The following is a 20,040-nucleotide window of genomic DNA, read 5'->3' as shown; positions in this document are numbered from 1 at the left end:
TGCATAGGGTAACGGTTTCGGGCGCCCAGGCCGAGTTTCTTTACGCGAAGTGGGCCAAACAGATGGTTTTTTGTCAGGTGATTTGTCTGTCTGCACAACTTTGTAGCACTTAAATGCTCTAATCGCCCCGTCATGTCTTACAGAAGAATCGCGTTAAACCATGGATATCAAACAGCTCTGGCTCAACGTCCAAGACCTCTGGGGTGCCCTGGACCAACACCCGCTGCTGCATTCAAGCCTGGCTTTGCTGGTGCTGTTGGTGGTGGCCCTGCTGGTCGGACGGGTGGCACGCTACCTGATCCTGCACGCCGTCAAATTGCTTGGCCGCCAACCCGCCCTGCATTGGCTCAATGACCTGCGCCACAACAAGGTCTTTCATCGCCTGGCACAGATGACGCCGTCGCTGGTGATCCAGTTCGGCCTGCACCTGGTGCCAGAGCTGAGCAAGACCAGTGCGCTGTTTATCGGCAACGTGGCGCTGGCGTTCACTATCCTGTTCCAGGTCTTGGCCATGAGCGCCCTGCTCAACGCCCTGCTGGACATCTACGCACGCACCGAACATGCCCGCACGCGCTCGATCAAGGGCTATGTGCAATTGGCGAAAATGGTGTTGTTCGTGTTTGGCGCGATCATCATCGTCGCGACATTGATCGACCGCTCGCCGCTGTTGCTGCTGTCGGGCCTGGGTGCCATGTCGGCGGTGATCCTGTTGGTGTACAAGGACACGCTGCTGTCGTTTGTCGCCAGCGTGCAATTGACCAGCAACGACATGCTACGGGTCGGCGACTGGATCGAAATGCCCCAGGTCGGCGCCGATGGCGATGTGGTGGACATCACCCTGCACACGGTCAAGGTGCAGAATTTCGACAAGACCATCGTCTCGATCCCTACCTGGCGCCTGATGTCCGAATCGTTCAAGAACTGGCGCGGCATGCAGGCCTCGGGCGGGCGGCGGATCAAGCGCAGCCTGTTTATCGACGCGGCGGGCGTGCGCTTCCTGCGCGACGATGAAGAAGTGCGCATGACCCAGGTGCACCTGCTGACCGACTACATCAGCCGCAAGCAGGCGGAACTGAAGGCCTGGAACGAAGCCCAGGGCCACAGCGCGCAACTGTCGGCCAACCGCCGGCGCATGACCAACCTGGGCACCTTCCGTGCCTATGCCCTGGCTTATCTGAAGAGCCATCCAGATATCCAGCCGAACATGACCTGCATGGTGCGCCAGATGCAGACCACCTCCCAGGGCGTACCGCTGGAAATCTACTGTTTTACCCGCACCACGGCGTGGGCCGACTACGAGCGGATCCAGGGGGATATCTTTGATTACCTGCTGGCGGTGCTGCCGGAGTTTGGCTTGAGCCTGTACCAGCAACCCAGTGGCAATGACCTGCGGGCCGGGGTGCTGCCGGCGGTGTTGGGGGCCAGCCACCTGCCTGCCCCCGAAACAGCCGCACTGTAGATCGTTCCCACGCTCTGCGTGGGCACGCCTCCTGGGGCGCTCCGCGCCCCGCCATCTGGCCTGAGACGCGGAGCGTCACGGGCTGCATTCCCACGCAGAGCGTGGGAACGATCATTGCCGGCAGAGTGGCGTAGGGCGAATCCCCAACCGGCTGATCCACACCGCCGCCACAATCACCGCCCCGCCCAGGAACAACCGTCCCAACGGCTCATGCTGGTTCCAGATCAGCAGGTTGAGCAACAGCCCCACCGGCACATGCAGGTTATTCATCACCGCCAGGGTGCCGCCGTTGACCAGGCAGGCGCCCTTGTTCCACCAGTACAAACCCAACGCGGTGCTGACCAGGCCCAGGAATACCAACACCCCCCATTGCAACGGCGCTTCAGGCAGGAAGTTGGCCTTGCCAAACAGCAGGAACGCCGGCAACACCACGGCCAATGCCCCCAGGTAGAAATAACCAAAACGCCGGTAGTGCGGCAGGTCGCTCGGGTGCCGCGCCACCAGGCGCCGGTACAGCACTTGCCCGGCGGCGTAGGTGAAGTTGGCCAGTTGCAGCAGCAGGAACCCCATGAAGAAGTCCGGGCTGATCTGGTCAAAGCGGATCACCGCCGCCCCCGCCACCGCCACCAGTGCGGCAATCAACGCCCAGGGGTTGAAACGCCGGTTCAGCGCATCTTCGATCAACGTCACATGCAACGGTGTGAGGATGGTGAACAGCAGCACCTCCGGCACCGTCAACACGCGGAAGCTCAAATACAGGCACACGTAGGTCACGCCGAACTGCAACGCGCCGATCAGCAGCATGCCGCGCATGAAAGCAGGCTCCACCGAGCGCCAGCGGGTCAGCGGGATAAACACCAGCCCGGCCAGCAGCACGCGCACCAGCACGGCGAAATAGCTGTCGACATGACCGGCCAGGTATTCGCCGATCAGGCTGAAGGAAAACGCCTGGATCAGCGTGACAATCAGTAAATAGCCCATGTGCGCCTCGTATTGGAATGGGCGCGACAGTAGCGTTTTTCGCGGCGGGACGAAACTCAAGGCAAAAAAAACCCGACTTCGCTAAAGCGGCAGTCGGGCAGGAGCACTCAGGAGCAACGAGCGCAAAGGGAGGTTCGATACGCGAACTTGAAGGGCTGCGTGGTGTTATAGAAACATCACGCGATTATCTGGCGATTAACGCCTCAGGCCACCTGTGCCAGCAACGCCTTGGCGTGGTTCACGCCCTTTTCCTGGAAGTCGCCCCCCAGGTTCACCCCTTCGGCATGAATGAAGGTGACGTCATGGATGCCGACAAACCCCATGACCTGCCGCAGGTAAGGTTCCTGGTGATCACTGCTCGCGCCGGTGTGGAGGCCACCACGGGCGGTCAATACAAAGGCGCGCTTGCCGGTCAACAGGCCCTGGGAGCCGGTGGCGGTGTACTTGAAGGTCACGCCGGCCCGCAACACATGGTCGAGCCAGGCCTTGAGGGTGCTGGGGATGGCAAAGTTGTACATCGGCGCGGCCATCACCAGCACGTCGGCAGCCAGCAGTTCGTCAGTCAGGTGATTGGAGCGGTCCAGGGAAGCCTGCTCATCGGCGCTACGCCGTTCAACCGGCTTCATCCAGCCGCCCAACAGGTTGGCGTCCAGGTGCGGCACCGGGTTGACCGCCAAGTCCCGCACGCTGATCTGATCGGCCGGGTGGGCAGCCTGCCATTGGCTGATGAACTGCTGGGTCAGTTGACGGGAAACCGAATCCTGATGGCGGGCGCTGCTTTCGATGATCAGAACGTTGGACATGGCTTTGTAAGCTCCATCGGTAATTGCTGTAAGTCAATGAAGCGAAGATTAAACAGAGCCCGTTCGATAAAAAAGCGTAAAAAACTGCTATAAACCATCTATAAATTTGTTTATAAGCGGAGCACAGCCACAGGGCTGCGCAGCGCGTTACTTGGGTTCGCAGGTCAGCTTGATGCGCATCTTGATAATCGCGCGGCTGAACTTGATCGTGGTGTTGGTGCTTTTCCCGGCGGGCACGCTGACCTTGCGCACCCGCGCCGGCTCAGGGCCATTGGTAAACGCTACCGTACACGCGGCGTCGTTAGTCCCGTAGTTACTGAGCCGGATAGAGCTGATATCGCCGTCCACATCAGATGCGTTGTAATCGACGCTGACGCCTTTGATCGATTTCGACACATCGATCGGGTAGGCAAACGCACTCAACGGCAACAGTGCCAGCAACACACAACAGAATTTTCTCATTCGCCAGTCTCCAGTAAGGACTGCCAGCTTAGGACAACAGGAGCTCATCTTGAAAGCGCCCCGCGTGACCCTTGATCAATGGCGCACATTGCAAGCCGTGGTCGACCATGGCGGCTTCGCCCAGGCGGCCGAAGTGCTGCACCGTTCGCAATCCTCGGTGAGCTACACCGTGGCCCGCATGCAAGACCAATTGGGCGTGCCCCTGTTGCGCATCGACGGGCGCAAGGCCGTGCTCACCGACGCCGGCGAAGTGCTGTTGCGCCGCTCCCGGCAACTGGTGAAAAACGCCAGCCAGCTGGAAGACCTGGCCCACCATATGGAACAAGGCTGGGAAGCCGAAGTGCGCCTGGTGGTCGATGCCGCCTACCCCAACGCCCGCCTGGTACGCGCCCTCACCGCCTTTATGCCGCAAAGCCGTGGCTGCCGCGTGCGCCTGCGCGAAGAAGTGCTGTCCGGGGTCGAAGAGCTGCTGATCGAAGGGGTGGCGGACCTGGCGATCTGCGGCTTCAACATTCCCGGCTACCTGGGCACGGAAATGAGCAACGTGGAATTTGTCGCCGTGGCCCATCCCGAACACCCACTGCACCGGCTTAACCGCGAGTTGAGCTTCCAGGACCTGGAAAGCCAGATGCAGGTGGTGATCCGCGACTCCGGTCGCCAGCAACCGCGGGACGTCGGCTGGCTCGGCGCCGAACAGCGCTGGACCGTGGGCAGCCTGGCCACCGCCGCCACCTTCGTCGGCAGCGGCCTGGGGTTTGCCTGGCTGCCCCGGCACCTGATCGAGCGCGAACTCAAGGAAGGCGTGCTCAAGCAACTACCCCTGGAGCAAGGCGCCAGCCGCCACCCGACGTTCTACCTGTACTCGAACAAGGACAAGCCCCTGGGCCCGGCCACGCAGATTCTCGTCGAACTGCTGCGCACCTTCGACACCGCACCGCTGGACGCCCCCTTTGCCGCACCCCGGCAAGCCTGACACGGAGTTCACCCATGGCCTATTTCGAGCATGAAGGTTGCACCCTGCATTACGAGGAATATGGCCACGGCGTGCCGCTGATCCTGATCCACGGCCTGGGCTCCAGTTGCCAGGATTGGGAGTTGCAGATACCGGTGCTGGCCCGGCACTACCGCCTGGTGCTGCTGGATGTGCGCGGTCACGGGCGCTCCGACAAGCCCCGGGAGCGCTACAGCATTGCCGGCTTTACCGCCGACCTGGTGGCGCTGATCGAACACCTGCAGCTACCTGCCGCCCATGTGGTGGGCCTGTCGATGGGCGGGATGATCGCCTTTCAACTGGCGGTCGAGCAACCGCAGAGGCTCAAGAGCCTGTGTATCGTCAACAGCGCGCCCGAGGTCAAGGTGCGCAGCGCCGATGACTATTGGCAATGGGCCAAGCGCTGGAGCCTGGCACGTGTGCTCAGCCTGGATACCATCGGCAAGGCGCTCGGCGACCGGCTGTTCCCCAAGCCCGGGCAGGCCGACCTGCGACGTAAAATGCGCGAACGCTGGGCAAAAAACGACAAACGTGCTTACCTCGCCAGCTTCGATGCGATTGTGGGCTGGGGGGTACAGGAACGACTTTCGAGGATCACCTGTCCAACCCTGGTCATCAGCGCCGACCATGACTACACCCCGGTGGCGCAGAAACAAATCTATGTAAAACTGCTGCCCGATGCGCGCTTGGTGGTGATCGAGGATTCGCGCCACGCCACACCGCTGGACCAACCCGAGACCTTCAACACCACCCTGCTCGATTTTCTCAAGACCGTTCAAACCACTACTCAGGATCACTGACCCATGCTGAAAAAAATCGCCCTCTTTGCCGGTTCTGTTCTATTTGCTGCCAACCTGATGGCGGCTGACGCCAAGGCACCGCATGTCTTGCTGGACACCAGCTTTGGCAAAATCGAAATCGAACTGGACCCGGTCAAGGCGCCGATTTCCAGCAAGAACTTCCTGGAGTACGTCAACAGTGGTTTCTATACCAACACCATCTTCCACCGTGTGATTCCAGGCTTCATGGTCCAGGGCGGTGGTTTCACCCCACAAATGGTCCAGAAAGACACCAAGGACCCGATCCGCAACGAAGCCAGCAACGGCCTGCATAACGTGCGCGGTACCTTGTCGATGGCACGCACCTCCAACCCCAACTCGGCGACCAGCCAGTTCTTCATCAACGTTGCCGACAATGCCTTCCTTGACCCGGGTCGCGATGCTGGCTACGCGGTCTTCGCCAAAGTTGTCAGTGGCATGGACGTGGTAGACCAGATCGTCAACTCGCAGACCACCACCACGAAAGGCATGCAAAACGTGCCCATCGACCCTGTGCTGATCAAGTCGGCCAAAGTCATCGACTGAACGACCGGGAGTCTCGCGCGCGGCCCACAAGGCTGCGCGCGCATTTAACAAGGAGAGCCCGCGCGGCGGGCGTCAGACCTAATGCTCTATCGTCGCTTTGAACAACTGATCGATATTTTCCGCGACGCTCCCAGCGCGGCCCCTCCCGATAAAGTCCTGCCCTTCTACCTTTATTACCTGCGCCAGGTGTGGCCGTGCTTCGCCGCGCTGCTGGTGGTGGGCCTGATCGGCGCGCTGATTGAAGTGGCGCTGTTCAGCTACCTGAGCCGCATCATCGACCTGGCCCAGGGCACGCCACCGGCCAATTTCTTCCAGCTCCACGCCACCGAGTTGATCTGGATGGCCGTGGTCGCCCTGCTGCTGCGCCCGATCTTCGGCGCCCTGCACGACCTGCTGGTGCACCAGACCATCAGCCCTGGCATGACCAGCCTGATCCGCTGGCAGAACCACAGCTATGTGCTCAAGCAGAGCTTGAATTTCTTCCAGAACGATTTTGCCGGGCGTATTGCCCAGCGCATCATGCAGACCGGCAACTCGCTGCGCGACTCGGCCGTCGCCGCCGTCGATGCCATCTGGCACGTGGCGATCTACGCCATCAGCTCCCTGGTGCTGTTCGCCGAAGCCGACTGGCGCCTGATGATCCCGCTGGTCACCTGGATCATCGCCTACAGCCTGGCCTTGCGTTACTTCGTGCCACGGGTCAAGGAACGCTCGGTGATCTCGTCCGAGGCGCGCTCCAAATTGATGGGGCGCATCGTCGATGGCTACACCAACATCACCACTTTGAAGCTGTTCGCCCACACCCAGTCCGAACAGGAGTACGCCAAGGAAGCGATCATCGAGCAGACCGAAAAAACCCAACTGGCCAGCCGCGTGGTCACCAGCATGGACGTGGTGATCACCAGCATGAACGGCCTGCTGATCGTCACCACCACCGGCCTGGCCCTGTGGCTGTGGACCCAGTCGCTGATCTCGGTCGGCGCCATTGCCCTGGCCACTGGCCTGGTGATCCGCATCGTCAACATGTCGGGCTGGATCATGTGGGTGGTCAACGGCATCTTCGAGAATATCGGCATGGTCCAGGACGGCCTGAAAACCATCGCCCAGCCGCTGGCGGTGATCGACCGCGAGAACGCCCCGCGCCTGAGCGTGCCCCAGGGCGAAGTGCGCTTTGAACAGGTGGATTTCCACTACGGCAAAAGCAGCGGCATCATCGGTGGCCTGAACCTGGTGATCGCGCCAGGGGAAAAGATCGGCCTGATCGGCCCATCCGGGGCTGGCAAGTCGACCCTGGTCAACCTGCTGCTGCGCCTCTACGACCTGCAAGGCGGGCGCATCCTGATCGACGGCCAGAACATCGCCGAAGTGGCCCAGGAAAGCCTGCGCGAACGCATCGGCATGATCACCCAGGACACCTCGTTGCTGCACCGCTCGATCCGCGACAACCTGCTGTATGGCAAGCCCGATGCCACCGACCAGGAACTCTGGGACGCGATCCGCAAGGCGCGCGCCGATGAATTTATCCCGCTGCTGTCAGACGCCGAGGGTCGCACCGGCCTGGACGCCCATGTGGGTGAGCGCGGGGTGAAACTCTCCGGCGGGCAACGCCAGCGCATCGCCATCGCCCGGGTCCTGCTCAAGGACGCCCCCATCCTGATCATGGACGAAGCCACTTCGGCCCTGGACTCGGAAGTGGAAGCGGCGATCCAGGAGAGCCTGGAAACCCTGATGCAAGGCAAGACAGTGATTGCCATCGCCCACCGCCTGTCCACGATTGCGCGAATGGACAGGCTGGTGGTCCTGGAAAAAGGCCAGATCGCCGAAAGCGGCAGCCATGCCCAATTGCTGGCTCACGGCGGCCTCTACTCGCGACTGTGGCAACACCAGACGGGAGGGTTCGTGGGGATCGACTGATTCTGGACTACTAACGGCGTTATCAATTCCGAACAATTCTGACAGTTTTTTCTATCTCGCTGGCCGTCTATCACAATCCTGCTGTACTGCACTCAGGGTCCAGGAGGACCCTGATATCAGGCTGCAGGGAAGCATTACCGACCAGTTGATTTAGAAGGACGCATTCATGTCTCTGTTCAAACGTTCCGTTACAGAAGGGTTAGGTACGTTTTGGCTGGTGTTGGGTGGCTGCGGGAGTGCCGTTCTGGCCGCTGCGTTCCCCGATGTCGGAATCGGCCTGCTGGGGGTATCGCTGGCCTTCGGGCTTACCGTGTTGACCATGGCATTTGCCATTGGCCATATCAGCGGCTGTCACCTCAACCCGGCGGTCACCGTGGGGTTGGTGGTCGGCGGCAGGTTTCCAGCCAAGGAGATGCCTGCGTATATCGTCTCGCAAGTCATTGGCGGCGTGGTGGCAGCGGCCCTGCTGTACTTCATTGCCAGCGGCAAACCGGGTTTTGAACTGGCTTCGGGGCTGGCGTCCAATGGCTATGGTGAGCACTCGCCAGGTGGCTATTCAATGGCGGCAGGGTTTGTCACTGAACTGGTGATGACCGCGATGTTCGTGCTGATCATCCTCGGCGCCACTGACCGTCGCGCACCGGCTGGCCTGGCGCCCATCGCCATTGGCCTGGGGCTGACGCTGATCCACCTGATCTCCATCCCGGTCACCAACACCTCGGTCAACCCGGCCCGCAGCACCGGACCTGCACTGATTGTCGGCGGTTGGGCGATCCAGCAACTGTGGCTGTTCTGGCTGGCGCCGATCCTTGGCGCAGTGATCGGTGGCATCACCTATCGCTGGTTGGGCAAGGAAGAAAAGGCCTGATCCAACCGCATCAATCCACCCTGTAGGAGCGAGCTGGCTCGCGAAGAACTCACGTACACCGCGTTCATCCTGGATAAACGCGGCGCCCTCAGTTTTTTCGCGAGCAAGCTCGCTCCTACATGAGCGTTATTCCTGCCGATACGGCAACGCCGACCGCGCCTCTTCGGCATACGCCAGAATCCCTACCCGCTCGCGCTCCAGGAAATCCGCTACAGCGGTTTTCAAGCCCGGATGGCGCAAGTAATGCCAGGAACGGGTAATCACCGGCTCAAACCCACGAATCAACTTGTGCTCGCCCTGGGCACCCGCGTCGAAACGTTGCAGGCCATTGGCGATCGCGTAGTCCATGCCTTGATAGAAACAGGTTTCAAAATGCAGTCGGTCGAACTCGCCCAGGCAGCCCCAATAGCGGCCATATAGGCTGTCGCCACCGACCAGGCTGAACGCCATGGCCACCGGCCGCGTCCCTTGCTTGGCCAGCACCACCCGTATTGCCTGCGGCATGCGTTCGGCCAGCAGGCTGAAGAACTCGCGGGTCAGGTACGGCGACTGCCGGCGCACGGCGTAGGTGTTGGCGTAGCAGGCGTAGACAAAATCCCACTGGGCCTCGCTCAACTCATGGCCGTGCAGCCACTCGAACTCGATCCCCTGCCCCGCCACTTGCTCGCGCTCCTTGCGCATCTGCTTGCGCTTGCGCGAACTCAGGGCGTCGAGGAAGTCCTGGAAATCGCGATAACCACGATTCTGCCAATGAAACTGGCAACCCAGGCGCGCAAGCCAGCCGGGTTGCTGGCCCAGGGCGGCATCGGCCATGGCATCGGTGAAGTTGATATGGGCACTGGAAAGCCCTTCGATCTCCAGGTAACCGGGCAGGCTCTTGAGCAATTCAAGGCCGTCCGCACCATTGGCCACCAGCAGGCGCGGCCCGCTGACCGGGCTGAAAGGCACCGCTGTCAGCAGCTTGGGGTAGTACTCGATGCCCGCACGCGCACACGCATCAGCCCAGCCATGGTCGAACACATATTCGCCATAGGAGTGCCATTTGCGATAGCTGGGCAGCGCCGCCACCAGTTGCTCCCCCGCGTAATGCAGCAAGTGCTCCGGCTGCCAGCCAGCGTGCCGGCCAAGGCTGGCACTGTCTTCCAGCGCACTGAGGAACGCATGGCGCAGAAACGGCTGATCCTCGGGGACCAACGTATTCCATTCATCAGGCGATATTTCGGACAGGCTATTCAAACGTTTCAACGGCATGCCATTCCCCGACGGTAAACGCTCGCTCACAATATTCGGGCCATTCTGACAGAACCCGCCGCCCGCGCGGGCAGCAAAAAAAAACCCCGCCAATGGCGGGGTGAAAAAGAGGATTGCGCTTTAACGGATGAAGAAAGAGCGCTTGGAGCGGTATTAGCGTTGCTTAGAACACGTACTGCACACGACCGACGATGGAATCACCGCTGTCATCGCCATTGGCGTTGGTGATTTTGTCAGTGCTGACCTTGCTGTAGTTCAGGGACAGCTTGACCGCTTCGTTGGCGTACCAGTTCACACCCAGGGTGTTGACGTTGGCCTTGGCGTCGCCGGTTTCGCGGGTAGCGCTGCTGACGACGATGTTTTTGTCGTCAACCTTGATGTTGTCGTAGCGGTAGAACACTTCCCAGGCGCCGTATTGCTTGTTCTCGGGCTTGATCGCATCGAACTTGCCACCGTCGAGTTTGTAGGCACGGGACTCGCCGGTCAGGGTGTAGGCCAGTTGGCCGTAGAAACCGCTGGTTTTCACGTCCTGGTAGGCATTGCTGTCAGCTTTCATCTTGCGGCTCAGGGCTTCAGCCTGCACCGAGAATGGACCACTGGCGAAGGCAAATTCACCACCGAATACGGTGTCGGTGTCGTAGGCGCCGACTGCGGTCAGGTTGCTGGCGTTCAGGCCCACGCCACCACCGAAGGTCGCACGGTTGCCGTTGGTGCCCGCATCGTTGCCGCCGGTGGTTGCCACGCCACGAGCGCCGAGACGTGGACGGATCCGCGAGTCGAAAGCGGCATCGTTCAGGTCACGTACCGCCACGTTCAAGCCGAAGTGCAGGACGTCGCCGCCTTTGTTCATCGGAGCCAGTACGATACGGCCGTTGAATTGCTTCACGCCCTTGCCGTCTTCGTCGTTGATGTCCTTGGAAGCCAGGCTGGTCGAGCCGTAGAACATATCGGCGGCGGTGCCGCTGACCTGGATGCCCATGCCGTTTTCGTGAAGGTTGACCCAGTCTGCAACCTCGTAAGCCGAGTTACGCTCCATGGCCGTGATCCACTTGGAGCTGGTGGCTTTTTCCAGGCCGAAATCCGGGTCAAAACGACCGACGCGGATCGTAACCGGCTTGAAGCCCACATAAGACATGGACGCTTCGTCGAAGTAACCGTCGTCGGAGTTACCCGAGTTGTGGGAGAAGTCGTAGTTGAGCTGGTATTTGAAATCCTTGTAGACGGTGCCACCCAGTTCCAGGAAGGCGCGGCGGAAGTAAGCGGCGTCGCCCGAATCACCGTTCTTGGTGTAGAAGCCGTCAAATGTGCCGTAATCGGCTTGCAGGCGACCACCCAGCTTGAAGCTGAAGTTCTGGTCGGTCGTAGCAACCTCAAGGCCGCCCTTGGTTTTGACAACGATATCGGCGCCATCAGTAGTGACAGTACCAGCGAAAGCCTGGGCGGTAACGGCCAGGGCCAGGGCGCTGGCCGCGAAACCGGCGAAGTGCTTACGGATCATCGAAGAATTCCCCTAATTGGTGGTCTTTTGCGTTGGAAAACACACGGGGCAGGCCCGCTGGTGTTGGGAGGGGATCTTGGCGAGGGGATATTTCAGACAGGTTTCCGGTAGATAAATATTTGATTACAGAGGAACTTTTTTACAACCAAAGGAAATAAGCGCAAAGCTACGGCCGGCTTGGGCCCGAGCAAAAAAAATGGCAAAAAAGCCAGGCGAAAAAAACATGACAAAAATGAAATGTTTTTTGCCGCCAAGGTTTCTTATCGACGAAAAAAAGCCTGCGACCACTCTCGGTGCAGGCGTCTTGAATCGTTCAGGGTCGAGTGCTCTAGGGGTTGCGCTGAAGCTCGGCGGCCAGGCGTACGGCTAACTCGTCGCTGCCCTCCACCGGGGGGTCCGGCAACAGGCGCAACGTCGCCTGCATCAGGCGCATCTGGCGCATGAAACGCCGGCAATGACCGCAAAACAGCAAGTGTTGGCGCATGAACAAACGCTCACGAAAGGTCAGTTGCCCATCGAGATAGTCGCTGGAGCGCGCCACTTGTTCCTTGCACGTCAACATTCACCGGTCTCCTCGAAATGCTCCACCGTGGCGAAGACTTTAAGCCGCGCCCGATGCAACAGCACACGAACATTGGAGAGCGATATCTCCAGAAGATTACAGATCTGCTCCAACTCCAGCCCCTGGCGCTCACGTAGCGTCAACACGCTGCTTTGCAATTCCGACAGGCTCAGCAACGTGTGCTCCAGGCACTCGCGCAGCTCGTTTTCGGTGAGCAGCGCTTCAGGGGTGTCTTCATGCCAGGCGAACGGTGCCACCAGCCAATGCCCGTCATCGGCGGCAAAGCGCTCATCGCCAATGGTCCCGTGGGGTGACGGCAGGTCATCAAGCAACACTTCGCGCCGGTTCAGCTTGTAGCGGCCCTTGGCCGAGTTGGCGGTGATGGTCAGCAACCAGGTCTTGAGGCTGGAGCGCCCCTCGAACTTGGCAAGGTTGCGGACCACCGACAGCCAGGCATCCTGCACCACTTCGTCGGCATGGCGCTGGCCGACGATGGCGTAGGCCACGGCGCGCATTGCGCTCTGGTAAGTGGTGACCAACTCCTTGTAGGCACGCTGCTCCCCCTTGAGCAGGCGTTCAAGCAGATGCGCGTCGTCGGCGGCTGCCATTCAAAACCTCATTGTGTTGAAGCCAAGGAAGCCTGCTTACTCAGCGCTTGCGCAGGATCACACTACCAATCGAATACCCGGCGCCGAACGAGCTGAGTACCGCCAACGCGCCCTTGGGCAGGTCGTCCTGGTAGGTGTGGAACGCGATCACCGAACCCGCCGAACTGGTGTTGGCGTAGGTATCGAGGATCACCGGTGCTTCTTCGATCTCGGCTTCGCGGCCCAGCAGCTTCTTGACGATCAGGTGGTTCATGCTCAGGTTGGCCTGGTGCAGCCAGAAACGCTTCACGTCGGTGACGCTCAACTGGTTCTCAACCAGGTGCTGGCCGATCAACTCGGCAACCATCGGGCAGACATCACGGAAGACTTTGCGGCCTTCCTGCACGAAAAGCTTGTCCGGCGCGCCCACACCTTCTTCCGCCGCACGGTTGAGAAAACCGAAGTTGTTGCGGATGGTATTGGAGAACTTGGTCAGCAACTTGGTGCTGACCACCTCGAACTGGTGCTCGGAAGTGGCCAGGTCGGCACGCTCCAGAATCACCGCGGTCGCCGCATCACCGAAGATGAAGTGGCTGTCACGGTCACGGAAGTTCAGGTGGCCGGTGCAGATCTCCGGGTTGACCATCAGGATCGCCCGGGCCTGGCCCAGCTGGATGCTGTTGCAGGCGTTCTGGATACCGAAGGTCGCCGAGGAACACGCCACGTTCATGTCAAAACCAAACCCCTGGATGCCCAGGGCTTCCTGGACTTCGATGGCGATGGCCGGGTAGGCGCGCTGCAGGTTGGAGCAGGCGACGATCACCCCGTCGATATCGGCGGCGGTCTTGCCGGCGCGCTGCAGGGCCTGCTCGGCGGCGCCCACGGCCATCTGGCAGAGGATCGACCACTCGTCGTTGGAGCGCTCGGGCAGGCGCGGGGTCATGCGCTGGGGGTCGAGGATGCCGTCCTTGTCCATGACAAAGCGGCTCTTGATACCCGAGGCCTTTTCGATAAAGGCGGCGCTGGATTCGGTCAACGCCTGAACGTCGCCCTGCTCGATGGCCACGGCGTTGTCGGCATTGAACTGTTGAACGTAAGCATTGAAAGACTGCACCAGCTCTTCGTTGGAGATGCTGTTGGCCGGGGTGTACAGGCCTGTGCCGCTGATGACGACGTTATGCACGGTCGTTCCTCTAAATCTGTTCAGGCAGAAGGGATTGGTACCGTCGTACCAAACCGTAAGTCGCTCTAGTCCGCCGCGCGGACATCAAACGGGGAAACGCTTTGTCCCGGCGCGTCGAGGCTGATACAGCCCATCTAGACGATCCCGGCATTTATACCGGCGAAGTTTGCCATAAACCGGGGGGTTTGGCGCCTATTGCGCACGCCCTTCCCCCCAGGTTCTTGCAGGTCAAGGCTCGACCTGGCTCCACTGTTTGCTCAAGCGCTTGTCAGAAATCGGCACCTTGGTGCCCAACTGCTGGGCAAACAACGACACCCGGTATTCCTCCAGCCACCAGCGGTAAAGCGCCAGTTGCGGGTCGCGCTTGCCTTCCTGGGCGTGCTTGTTCAGGCGCGTCTGGTATTGGCTCCACAGGCCGCCCAGCTCGGCGCTCCAGACCCGGTCCTTCTGCACCTGGCTGGGCAGTTTCTCCAGGCGCAGTTCGATGGCCTTGAGATAGCGCGGCAGTTCCTTGAACCACTGCGCCGGGGTTTCGCGCACAAAGCCTGGGTACACCAGGTTGCTCAGTTGCTGCTTGATATCGTTGAGTGCCACGGCCTGGGCCAGGTCGATCTTGCCCTTGAAGCGTTTTTGCAGGCCATGCCACAGCTTCAATACTTCCAGGGTCAGGCGCGCCAGGCGTTCGGCGTGTTCGGTCCAACTGCTGCGCTTGCGCTCGGCCAAGGCTGCCAGGCCCGCGCCATCCCGTGGCAGGCTGGCCTCGCCTTCCAGCACGCAGCTGTCGAGGCTGGCCAGCAGTATGTCTTCGACCAGGGCGTCGATGCGCCCCAGCTCGCGGTACATCAGCCCCAGCTCTGTGAGGCCCGGTAATTTGCCGCGCAGGAATTTTGCCGGCTCGGCCAATTGCTGCATCAACAGGCGCTGCAAGGCGCGGCGGTGCTGGAATTCGGCTTCGGCGGCGGTGGAGAAACGTCCTTCCTTGACCGTCCCGTTTTCCTCCACCAACGCCGGATACACCGTCATCGACAACCCGGCGATCTTCTGCTGGGTGGTCTCGGCCACGGCGGCGAACACCTTGGCCTCCACCGGCTGCTGGCTTTTGGCAGTCTGCGGCACCGCCAGGGCAGCCTGGCTGGCTTCGACAAACCGTGCGGTCAGCGCTGCCAGGTCGCGGCCCTCACCGAGGAACTTGCCCTGGGCGTCGACCACTTCCAGGTTCATCTTCAGATGGTTTTCCACCTGCTGCGCGGCTTCGCTCCAGGCTTCGTCGCTGACCCGCGCGCCGGTCATGCGCAACAGTTCGCGCCCCAGCGCCTGGGGCAGCGAACCCTGGGCAAATTCGATACGTTGCAGCGCGGCCTTGACGAAGTCCGGCACCGGCACGAAGTTCTTGCGCAAGGCCTTGGGCAGGTTGCGCACCAGGGCAATGCACTTGGCCTCGATCAGCCCGGGCACCAGCCATTCCAGACGTTCGGCGGGCAAGGCCGGCAACAGCGGCGCCGGCACGCGCAAGGTCACGCCGTCGCGCGGGTGGTTGGGTTCAAAGTGATAACTCAAGGCCAGGGCCAGGTCGCCCAGGTGCAAGGTGTCGGGGTAATGGGCGGCGGTGACTTCACTGGCCTCGCGGGCCAGCACGTCTTCTTCGCGCATGATCAGCAGTTGCGGGTCTTTCTGGCTGGTGAGCTTGTACCAACTGTCGAAGGTCGCCGTCTGATGGATTTGCGCCGGCAGGCGTGCGTCATAGAAGGCGTACAGGGTTTCTTCGTCGGCCAGGATATCGCGGCGCCGGGCCTTGGCTTCCAGTTCGTCCAATTGCTCCAGCAACTGTTGGTTGGCGCTCAGGCACTTGGCCCGGGACTGGATCTCGCCACGCACCAGGCCTTCGCGGATAAACAGCTCGCGGGACACGACCGGGTCCACCGGCCCGTAATGCACCGGCCGGCGCCCCACCACGATCAGGCCGAACAGGGTGATCTGCTCAAAGGCCACGACCTGGCCGCGCTTCTTCTCCCAATGGGGTTCAAAGTGGTTTTTCTTGATCAGGTGCCCGGCCAGGGGCTCGATCCAGTCGGCATCGATCTTGGCCACCATGCGCGCATACAGCTTGGTGGTTTCCACCAGTTCGGCGGTCATCAACCATTGCGGGCGCTTTTTGCCGATCCCCGAGGAGGGATGAATCCAGAAGCGCCGCTGACGGGCGCCCAGGTAGTCACCGTCCTCGGTTTTCTGGCCGATCTGGCTCAGCAGGCCGGACAGCACCGCCTTGTGCAGTTTCGGGAAATCCGCCGGCTCCTTGTTGACCGTCAACTGCATATCACGACAGATCAAGCTCAACTGGCGGTGGGAATCACGCCACTCGCGCAAGCGCAGGTAGTTGAGGAAGTTCTTGCGACACCAGTTGCGCAGCGGGCTGGCGGTCAGTTCCTGGCGCTGCTCTTCAAAGCCGCGCCACAGGTTGACCAGCCCGGCGAAGTCCGAGTCCGGGTCCTTCCATTGCGCGTGGGCCTGGTCGGCCGCTTGCTGGCGCTCCGGTGGGCGCTCGCGCGGGTCCTGGATCGACATGGCGCTGGCGACGATCAGCACTTCCTGCAAACTGCCGAGCTTGGCCGCTTCCAGCAACATGCGGCCCATGCGCGGATCTACCGGCAAGCGCGCCAGTTGCCGGCCCAGGGGCGTCAGCTGGCTGTTGCGATCCACCGCCGAAAGTTCTTGCAGCAGGTTGAAGCCATCGCTGATGGCCTTGCCATCCGGCGGTTCGATAAACGGGAAGTCGGTGATTTCACCCAGGCGCAGGTGCAGCATCTGCAGGATCACGGCCGCCAGGTTGGTACGCAGGATCTCCGGGTCGGTAAATTCCGGGCGGCCGATAAAATCTTCTTCACTGAACAGGCGCACGCAGATGCCCGGCTCGACCCGGCCGCAGCGGCCCTTACGCTGGTTGGCACTGGCCTGGGAGATCGCCTCGATCGGCAGGCGCTGAACCTTGGCGCGGTAGCTATAGCGGCTGATGCGTGCGGTGCCGCTGTCGATCACGTAGCGGATGCCCGGCACGGTCAGCGAGGTCTCCGCGACGTTGGTCGCCAGCACCACGCGCCGCCCCGGATGGGACTGGAAAATGCGCTGCTGTTCGGCCGGCGACAGGCGCGCGTACAACGGCAGGATTTCCGTGTGCTTGAGCTGGGCCTTGCGCAGCATATCGGCGGCATCGCGGATCTCGCGCTCACCGGGCAGGAACACCAGCACATCGCCCGGGCTCTTGCGCTCGCTGCGTTCAAAGGCGGCGATTTCATCGAGGGTGGCGAGGATCGCCTGGTCCACGGTCAAGTCGTCTTCGACGCGGTTGCCTTCCTCGTCCTGTTCCAGGGTCAGCGGGCGGTACCAGGTTTCCACCGGGAACGTCCGCCCCGAGACCTCGACAATCGGCGCATCGTCGAAGTGCTTGGAGAAGCGCTCCAGGTCGATGGTGGCCGAGGTGATGATGACTTTCAGGTCCGGGCGGCGTGGCAGCAGGGTCTTCAGGTAGCCGAGCAGGAAGTCGATATTCAGGCTGCGCTCGTGGGCTTCGTCGACGATGATCGTGTCGTAGCGTTCGAGGTAGCGGTCGTTCTGGGTCTCGGCCAGCAGAATGCCGTCGGTCATCAACTTGATCAGGGTGTTGGAATCGCTCTGGTCCTCGAACCGCACCTGATAGCCCACCAGCGCGCCCAGCGGCGTGGCCAATTCTTCGGCAACCCGGCTGGCCACACTGCGTGCCGCAATACGCCGGGGCTGGGTATGGCCGATCAAGCCGTACTGGCCGCGGCCGATTTCCAGGCAGATCTTTGGCAACTGCGTGGTTTTACCCGAGCCAGTCTCACCCGCGATGATCAGCACCTGATGCTTGAGTAACGCCGCCTTGATCTCATCGCGCTTGGCGGCGATGGGCAGGCTGTCGTCATAGCGGACCTGCGGCACGCTGGCCGCCCGCGCCGTGACCTGGGCACAGGACGCCTGCATACGCGCCACCCACTGCGCCAGCTTCTCCTCATCGGGCTTCTTGCGCAGCTCAAGCAACTGCCGACGCAAGCGGTGGCGGTCGGCGAGCATGGCGTGATCGAGGTTTTTCAGGAGTTGGTCGATAGCGGGCGCTTGGTCAGTCATCAGGTACTTTGAAGGTCGTCTATTTATGCACGGCCGGCAATTGTGGCAGAAAAGCGCACACAACGTTAAAGGCCGCGTAAATCACATGTGGGAGCTGTCGAGCCCCTATTCGTTATCCAGGCCCTTGCGCCGATACGGGAACACATCAATCACCTTCCCTGCCCGAATCGCCTCCTGCAGGCCTTTCCAGTAGTCGGCGTTGTACAGCTCGCCGTGCAACTCATCGAACAGGCGCCGTTGCCCGGCGTCGGCAAACAGGAACGGCGGGAATTCCTCGGGGAACACGTCCAGCGGGCCGATGGAGTACCAGGGCTCGGAGGCCATTTCATCCTCGGGGGTACGCGGTGCCGGGATATGGCGGAAGTTGGCTTCGGTGAGGAAGCAGATCTCGTCATAGTCGTAGAACACCACGCGACCATGGCGGGTGACGCCAAAGTTTTTCAGCAGCATGTCGCCGGGAAAGATATTCGCCGCCGCCAGCTGTTTGATTGCCAGGCCGTAGTCTTCAAGGGCTTCGCGCACCTGGGCCTCGTTGGCGTTTTCCAGGTAGAGGTTGAGCGGGGTCATGCGCCGTTCGGTCCAGCAGTGGCGAATCAACACCGTGTCGCCTTCCACCTCGACCGTGCCCGCGGCCACTTCCAGCAATTCGGCCAGGCATTGCGGCTCGAACTTGCTCAAGGGGAAACGGAAGTCGGCGAACTCCTGGGTATCGGCCATGCGCCCGACCCGGTCGACACTTTTGACCAGGCGGTACTTCTCGATCACCGTGGCGCGGTTGACGTTTTTCGACGGCGAGAAACGGTCCTTGATGATTTTGAACACGGTGTTGAACCCCGGCAGGGTAAACACGCTCATGACCATCCCGCGCACGCCCGGGGCCATGATGAACTGGTCGTCGGTACTGGCCAGATGGTTGATCAGCGCCCGGTAGAACTCCGACTTGCCGTGTTTGTAGAAGCCGATGGAGGTGTACAGCTCGGCGATGTGCTTGCCCGGCAGGATGCGCTTGAGAAAGCCGATGAATTCCGCCGGCACCGGCACGTCCACCATGAAATAGGAGCGGGTGAACGAGAAGATGATCGACACATCGGCTTCGTCGGTGATCAGCGCGTCGATGCGGATGCCCTGCCCTTCGCGGTGCAGCAGCGGGATCACCAGCGGCCACTGTTCATCGCGGGTGTACAGGCGGCCCACCAGGTACGCACCCTTGTTGCGGTAAAGCACCGAGGAAAACAGCTCGACATTGAGGTCCGGGTCCTTGCACACCCAGTCCGGCAGGTTCTCGCGCAGTTGCGCTTCGAGGCGCTGCAGGTCGGCGGGCAGGTCGGCGTAGGGCTCGCTGAAGCGGTAGTCGCTGAAAATCTGTTCGAGCATGCCCGCCAGTTGGCCCTGGGGCTTGTAGGTGCGGGTCTGCGCGGCACGGGCACGGCGCAGGCTCGGGCGGGTGGTATGGATGAACATGCAGCCGTCGCTGATCAGGTCATGGCTGAACAACCCGCAAAAAATCGAGTTGTACCAGGTCTCGGACAGTTCATCGTCAAACCGCAGGTCGATCAGGCTGATATAGGCGCTCTTGACCAGGGGCCAGGCGTTGACATCCAGCAATGCCCCCGCGTCAAAAGCGGCCCGCAGGCGCGTGGTGACTTCGCCGACCTTCTCTTCATACAGGTTGATCCGCGCCGCCGAGGCGGTTTGCGCCTCTTGCCACAGGGCCTTCTCAAAACGCTCGCGGGCGCCGTCGGTGATCTGGCGAAAGTGCTCGCGGTAATCGTCGAAGCCATCGAGGATCATCTTTGCGATGGACTGCGCGGTGTCGATGGCAGGCGTTTGCTGCGGCATGTCGGAGACCTCTGCGGGCATTCGGAAGACCTGAGATTAGCCAGAGTCCGTAGGCAGGAGAAGTACAATTTTTGCCAGGCGCCGGGCCTCACTGGCAGGGGGATGCGCTTTCTGGTGTCGTTGACGCGTAAAAGATTG

General features: G+C 61.2%; 16 protein-coding genes. 6 read left to right on the top strand and 10 right to left on the bottom strand.

Going from position 1 to position 20,040, the window contains the following annotated elements; genetic code table 11:
• Window positions 1-160 precede the first annotated feature (160 nt).
• Window positions 161-1,459 (top strand): mechanosensitive ion channel family protein, encoded by a 1,299-nt coding sequence (locus tag AC07W7_RS06795; protein ID WP_076962984.1) that lies wholly within the window; start codon window positions 161-163, stop codon window positions 1,457-1,459.
• A 111-nt stretch (window positions 1,460-1,570) separates the two neighbouring features.
• On the opposite strand, the gene AC07W7_RS06790 is transcribed toward AC07W7_RS06795, so the two are convergent.
• From AC07W7_RS06790 to AC07W7_RS06780, 3 genes are all read right to left on the bottom strand, one after another.
• Window positions 1,571-2,440 (bottom strand): carboxylate/amino acid/amine transporter, encoded by an 870-nt coding sequence (locus AC07W7_RS06790; protein WP_076962983.1) that lies wholly within the window; start codon window positions 2,438-2,440, stop codon window positions 1,571-1,573.
• Between the two features lie 203 nt (window positions 2,441-2,643).
• On the bottom strand, window positions 2,644-3,243 hold the full coding sequence (locus tag AC07W7_RS06785; protein ID WP_099168049.1) for an FMN-dependent NADH-azoreductase: 600 nt from the start codon (window positions 3,241-3,243) through the stop codon (window positions 2,644-2,646).
• Between the two features lie 147 nt (window positions 3,244-3,390).
• A complete protein-coding gene (locus tag AC07W7_RS06780; protein ID WP_495038969.1) occupies window positions 3,391-3,705 on the bottom strand; it encodes a 3-phosphoglycerate kinase in 315 nt (104 codons plus the stop codon).
• Between the two features lie 49 nt (window positions 3,706-3,754).
• Between AC07W7_RS06780 and AC07W7_RS06775 the strand changes: the two genes are divergently transcribed.
• From AC07W7_RS06775 to aqpZ, 5 genes are all read left to right on the top strand, one after another.
• Complete coding sequence (locus AC07W7_RS06775; protein WP_076962980.1) at window positions 3,755-4,678, top strand: PA3225 family LysR-type transcriptional regulator; 924 nt, start codon at window positions 3,755-3,757, stop codon at window positions 4,676-4,678.
• Between the two features lie 14 nt (window positions 4,679-4,692).
• Window positions 4,693-5,496 (top strand): alpha/beta fold hydrolase, encoded by an 804-nt coding sequence (locus AC07W7_RS06770; RefSeq protein ID WP_236309286.1) that lies wholly within the window; start codon window positions 4,693-4,695, stop codon window positions 5,494-5,496.
• 3 nt (window positions 5,497-5,499) lie between these two features.
• The gene (locus AC07W7_RS06765) at window positions 5,500-6,060 is read left to right on the top strand and encodes a peptidylprolyl isomerase (RefSeq protein WP_099168046.1); all 561 of its coding nucleotides are present in this window, start codon (window positions 5,500-5,502) and stop codon (window positions 6,058-6,060) included.
• A gap of 81 nt (window positions 6,061-6,141) precedes the next feature.
• Complete coding sequence (locus AC07W7_RS06760) at window positions 6,142-7,974, top strand: ABC transporter ATP-binding protein (RefSeq protein WP_076962977.1); 1,833 nt, start codon at window positions 6,142-6,144, stop codon at window positions 7,972-7,974.
• Window positions 7,975-8,140: 166 nt separating this feature from the next.
• The gene (aqpZ, locus tag AC07W7_RS06755) at window positions 8,141-8,842 is read left to right on the top strand and encodes an aquaporin Z (RefSeq protein ID WP_076962976.1); all 702 of its coding nucleotides are present in this window, start codon (window positions 8,141-8,143) and stop codon (window positions 8,840-8,842) included.
• Between the two features lie 126 nt (window positions 8,843-8,968).
• Here the strand turns inward: aqpZ and AC07W7_RS06750 are convergent, their stop codons facing one another.
• The 7 genes from AC07W7_RS06750 to aceK form a co-directional block, all read right to left on the bottom strand.
• Window positions 8,969-10,093, bottom strand: a complete 1,125-nt coding sequence (locus tag AC07W7_RS06750) for a GNAT family N-acetyltransferase (protein ID WP_197882376.1) — start codon at window positions 10,091-10,093, stop codon at window positions 8,969-8,971.
• Window positions 10,094-10,256: 163 nt separating this feature from the next.
• Window positions 10,257-11,591, bottom strand: a complete 1,335-nt coding sequence (locus AC07W7_RS06745) for an OprO/OprP family phosphate-selective porin (RefSeq protein WP_076962437.1) — start codon at window positions 11,589-11,591, stop codon at window positions 10,257-10,259.
• A 328-nt stretch (window positions 11,592-11,919) separates the two neighbouring features.
• On the bottom strand, window positions 11,920-12,153 hold the full coding sequence (locus AC07W7_RS06740; RefSeq protein ID WP_495038968.1) for an anti-sigma factor family protein: 234 nt from the start codon (window positions 12,151-12,153) through the stop codon (window positions 11,920-11,922).
• Window positions 12,147-12,761, bottom strand: a complete 615-nt coding sequence (locus AC07W7_RS06735) for an RNA polymerase sigma factor (RefSeq protein ID WP_076962439.1) — start codon at window positions 12,759-12,761, stop codon at window positions 12,147-12,149. Before AC07W7_RS06735 ends, AC07W7_RS06740 begins: the two co-directional genes overlap by 7 nt.
• A 40-nt stretch (window positions 12,762-12,801) precedes the next feature.
• Window positions 12,802-13,923, bottom strand: coding sequence for a beta-ketoacyl-ACP synthase III (locus tag AC07W7_RS06730; RefSeq protein ID WP_076962440.1), 1,122 nt, complete (start codon window positions 13,921-13,923; stop codon window positions 12,802-12,804).
• 228 nt (window positions 13,924-14,151) lie between these two features.
• Window positions 14,152-18,063: an ATP-dependent RNA helicase HrpA gene (gene hrpA, locus AC07W7_RS06725; protein ID WP_495038967.1), complete on the bottom strand. Its 3,912-nt coding sequence runs from the start codon at window positions 18,061-18,063 to the stop codon at window positions 14,152-14,154.
• 105 nt (window positions 18,064-18,168) lie between these two features.
• Complete coding sequence (gene aceK / locus AC07W7_RS06720) at window positions 18,169-19,902, bottom strand: bifunctional isocitrate dehydrogenase kinase/phosphatase (RefSeq protein WP_169901202.1); 1,734 nt, start codon at window positions 19,900-19,902, stop codon at window positions 18,169-18,171.
• Window positions 19,903-20,040: the final 138 nt, after the last annotated feature.

It is taken from the genome of Pseudomonas sp. GW821-FHT01D09 (assembly GCF_059422465.1).
This window is presented reverse-complemented; position numbering and strand designations above follow the sequence as displayed.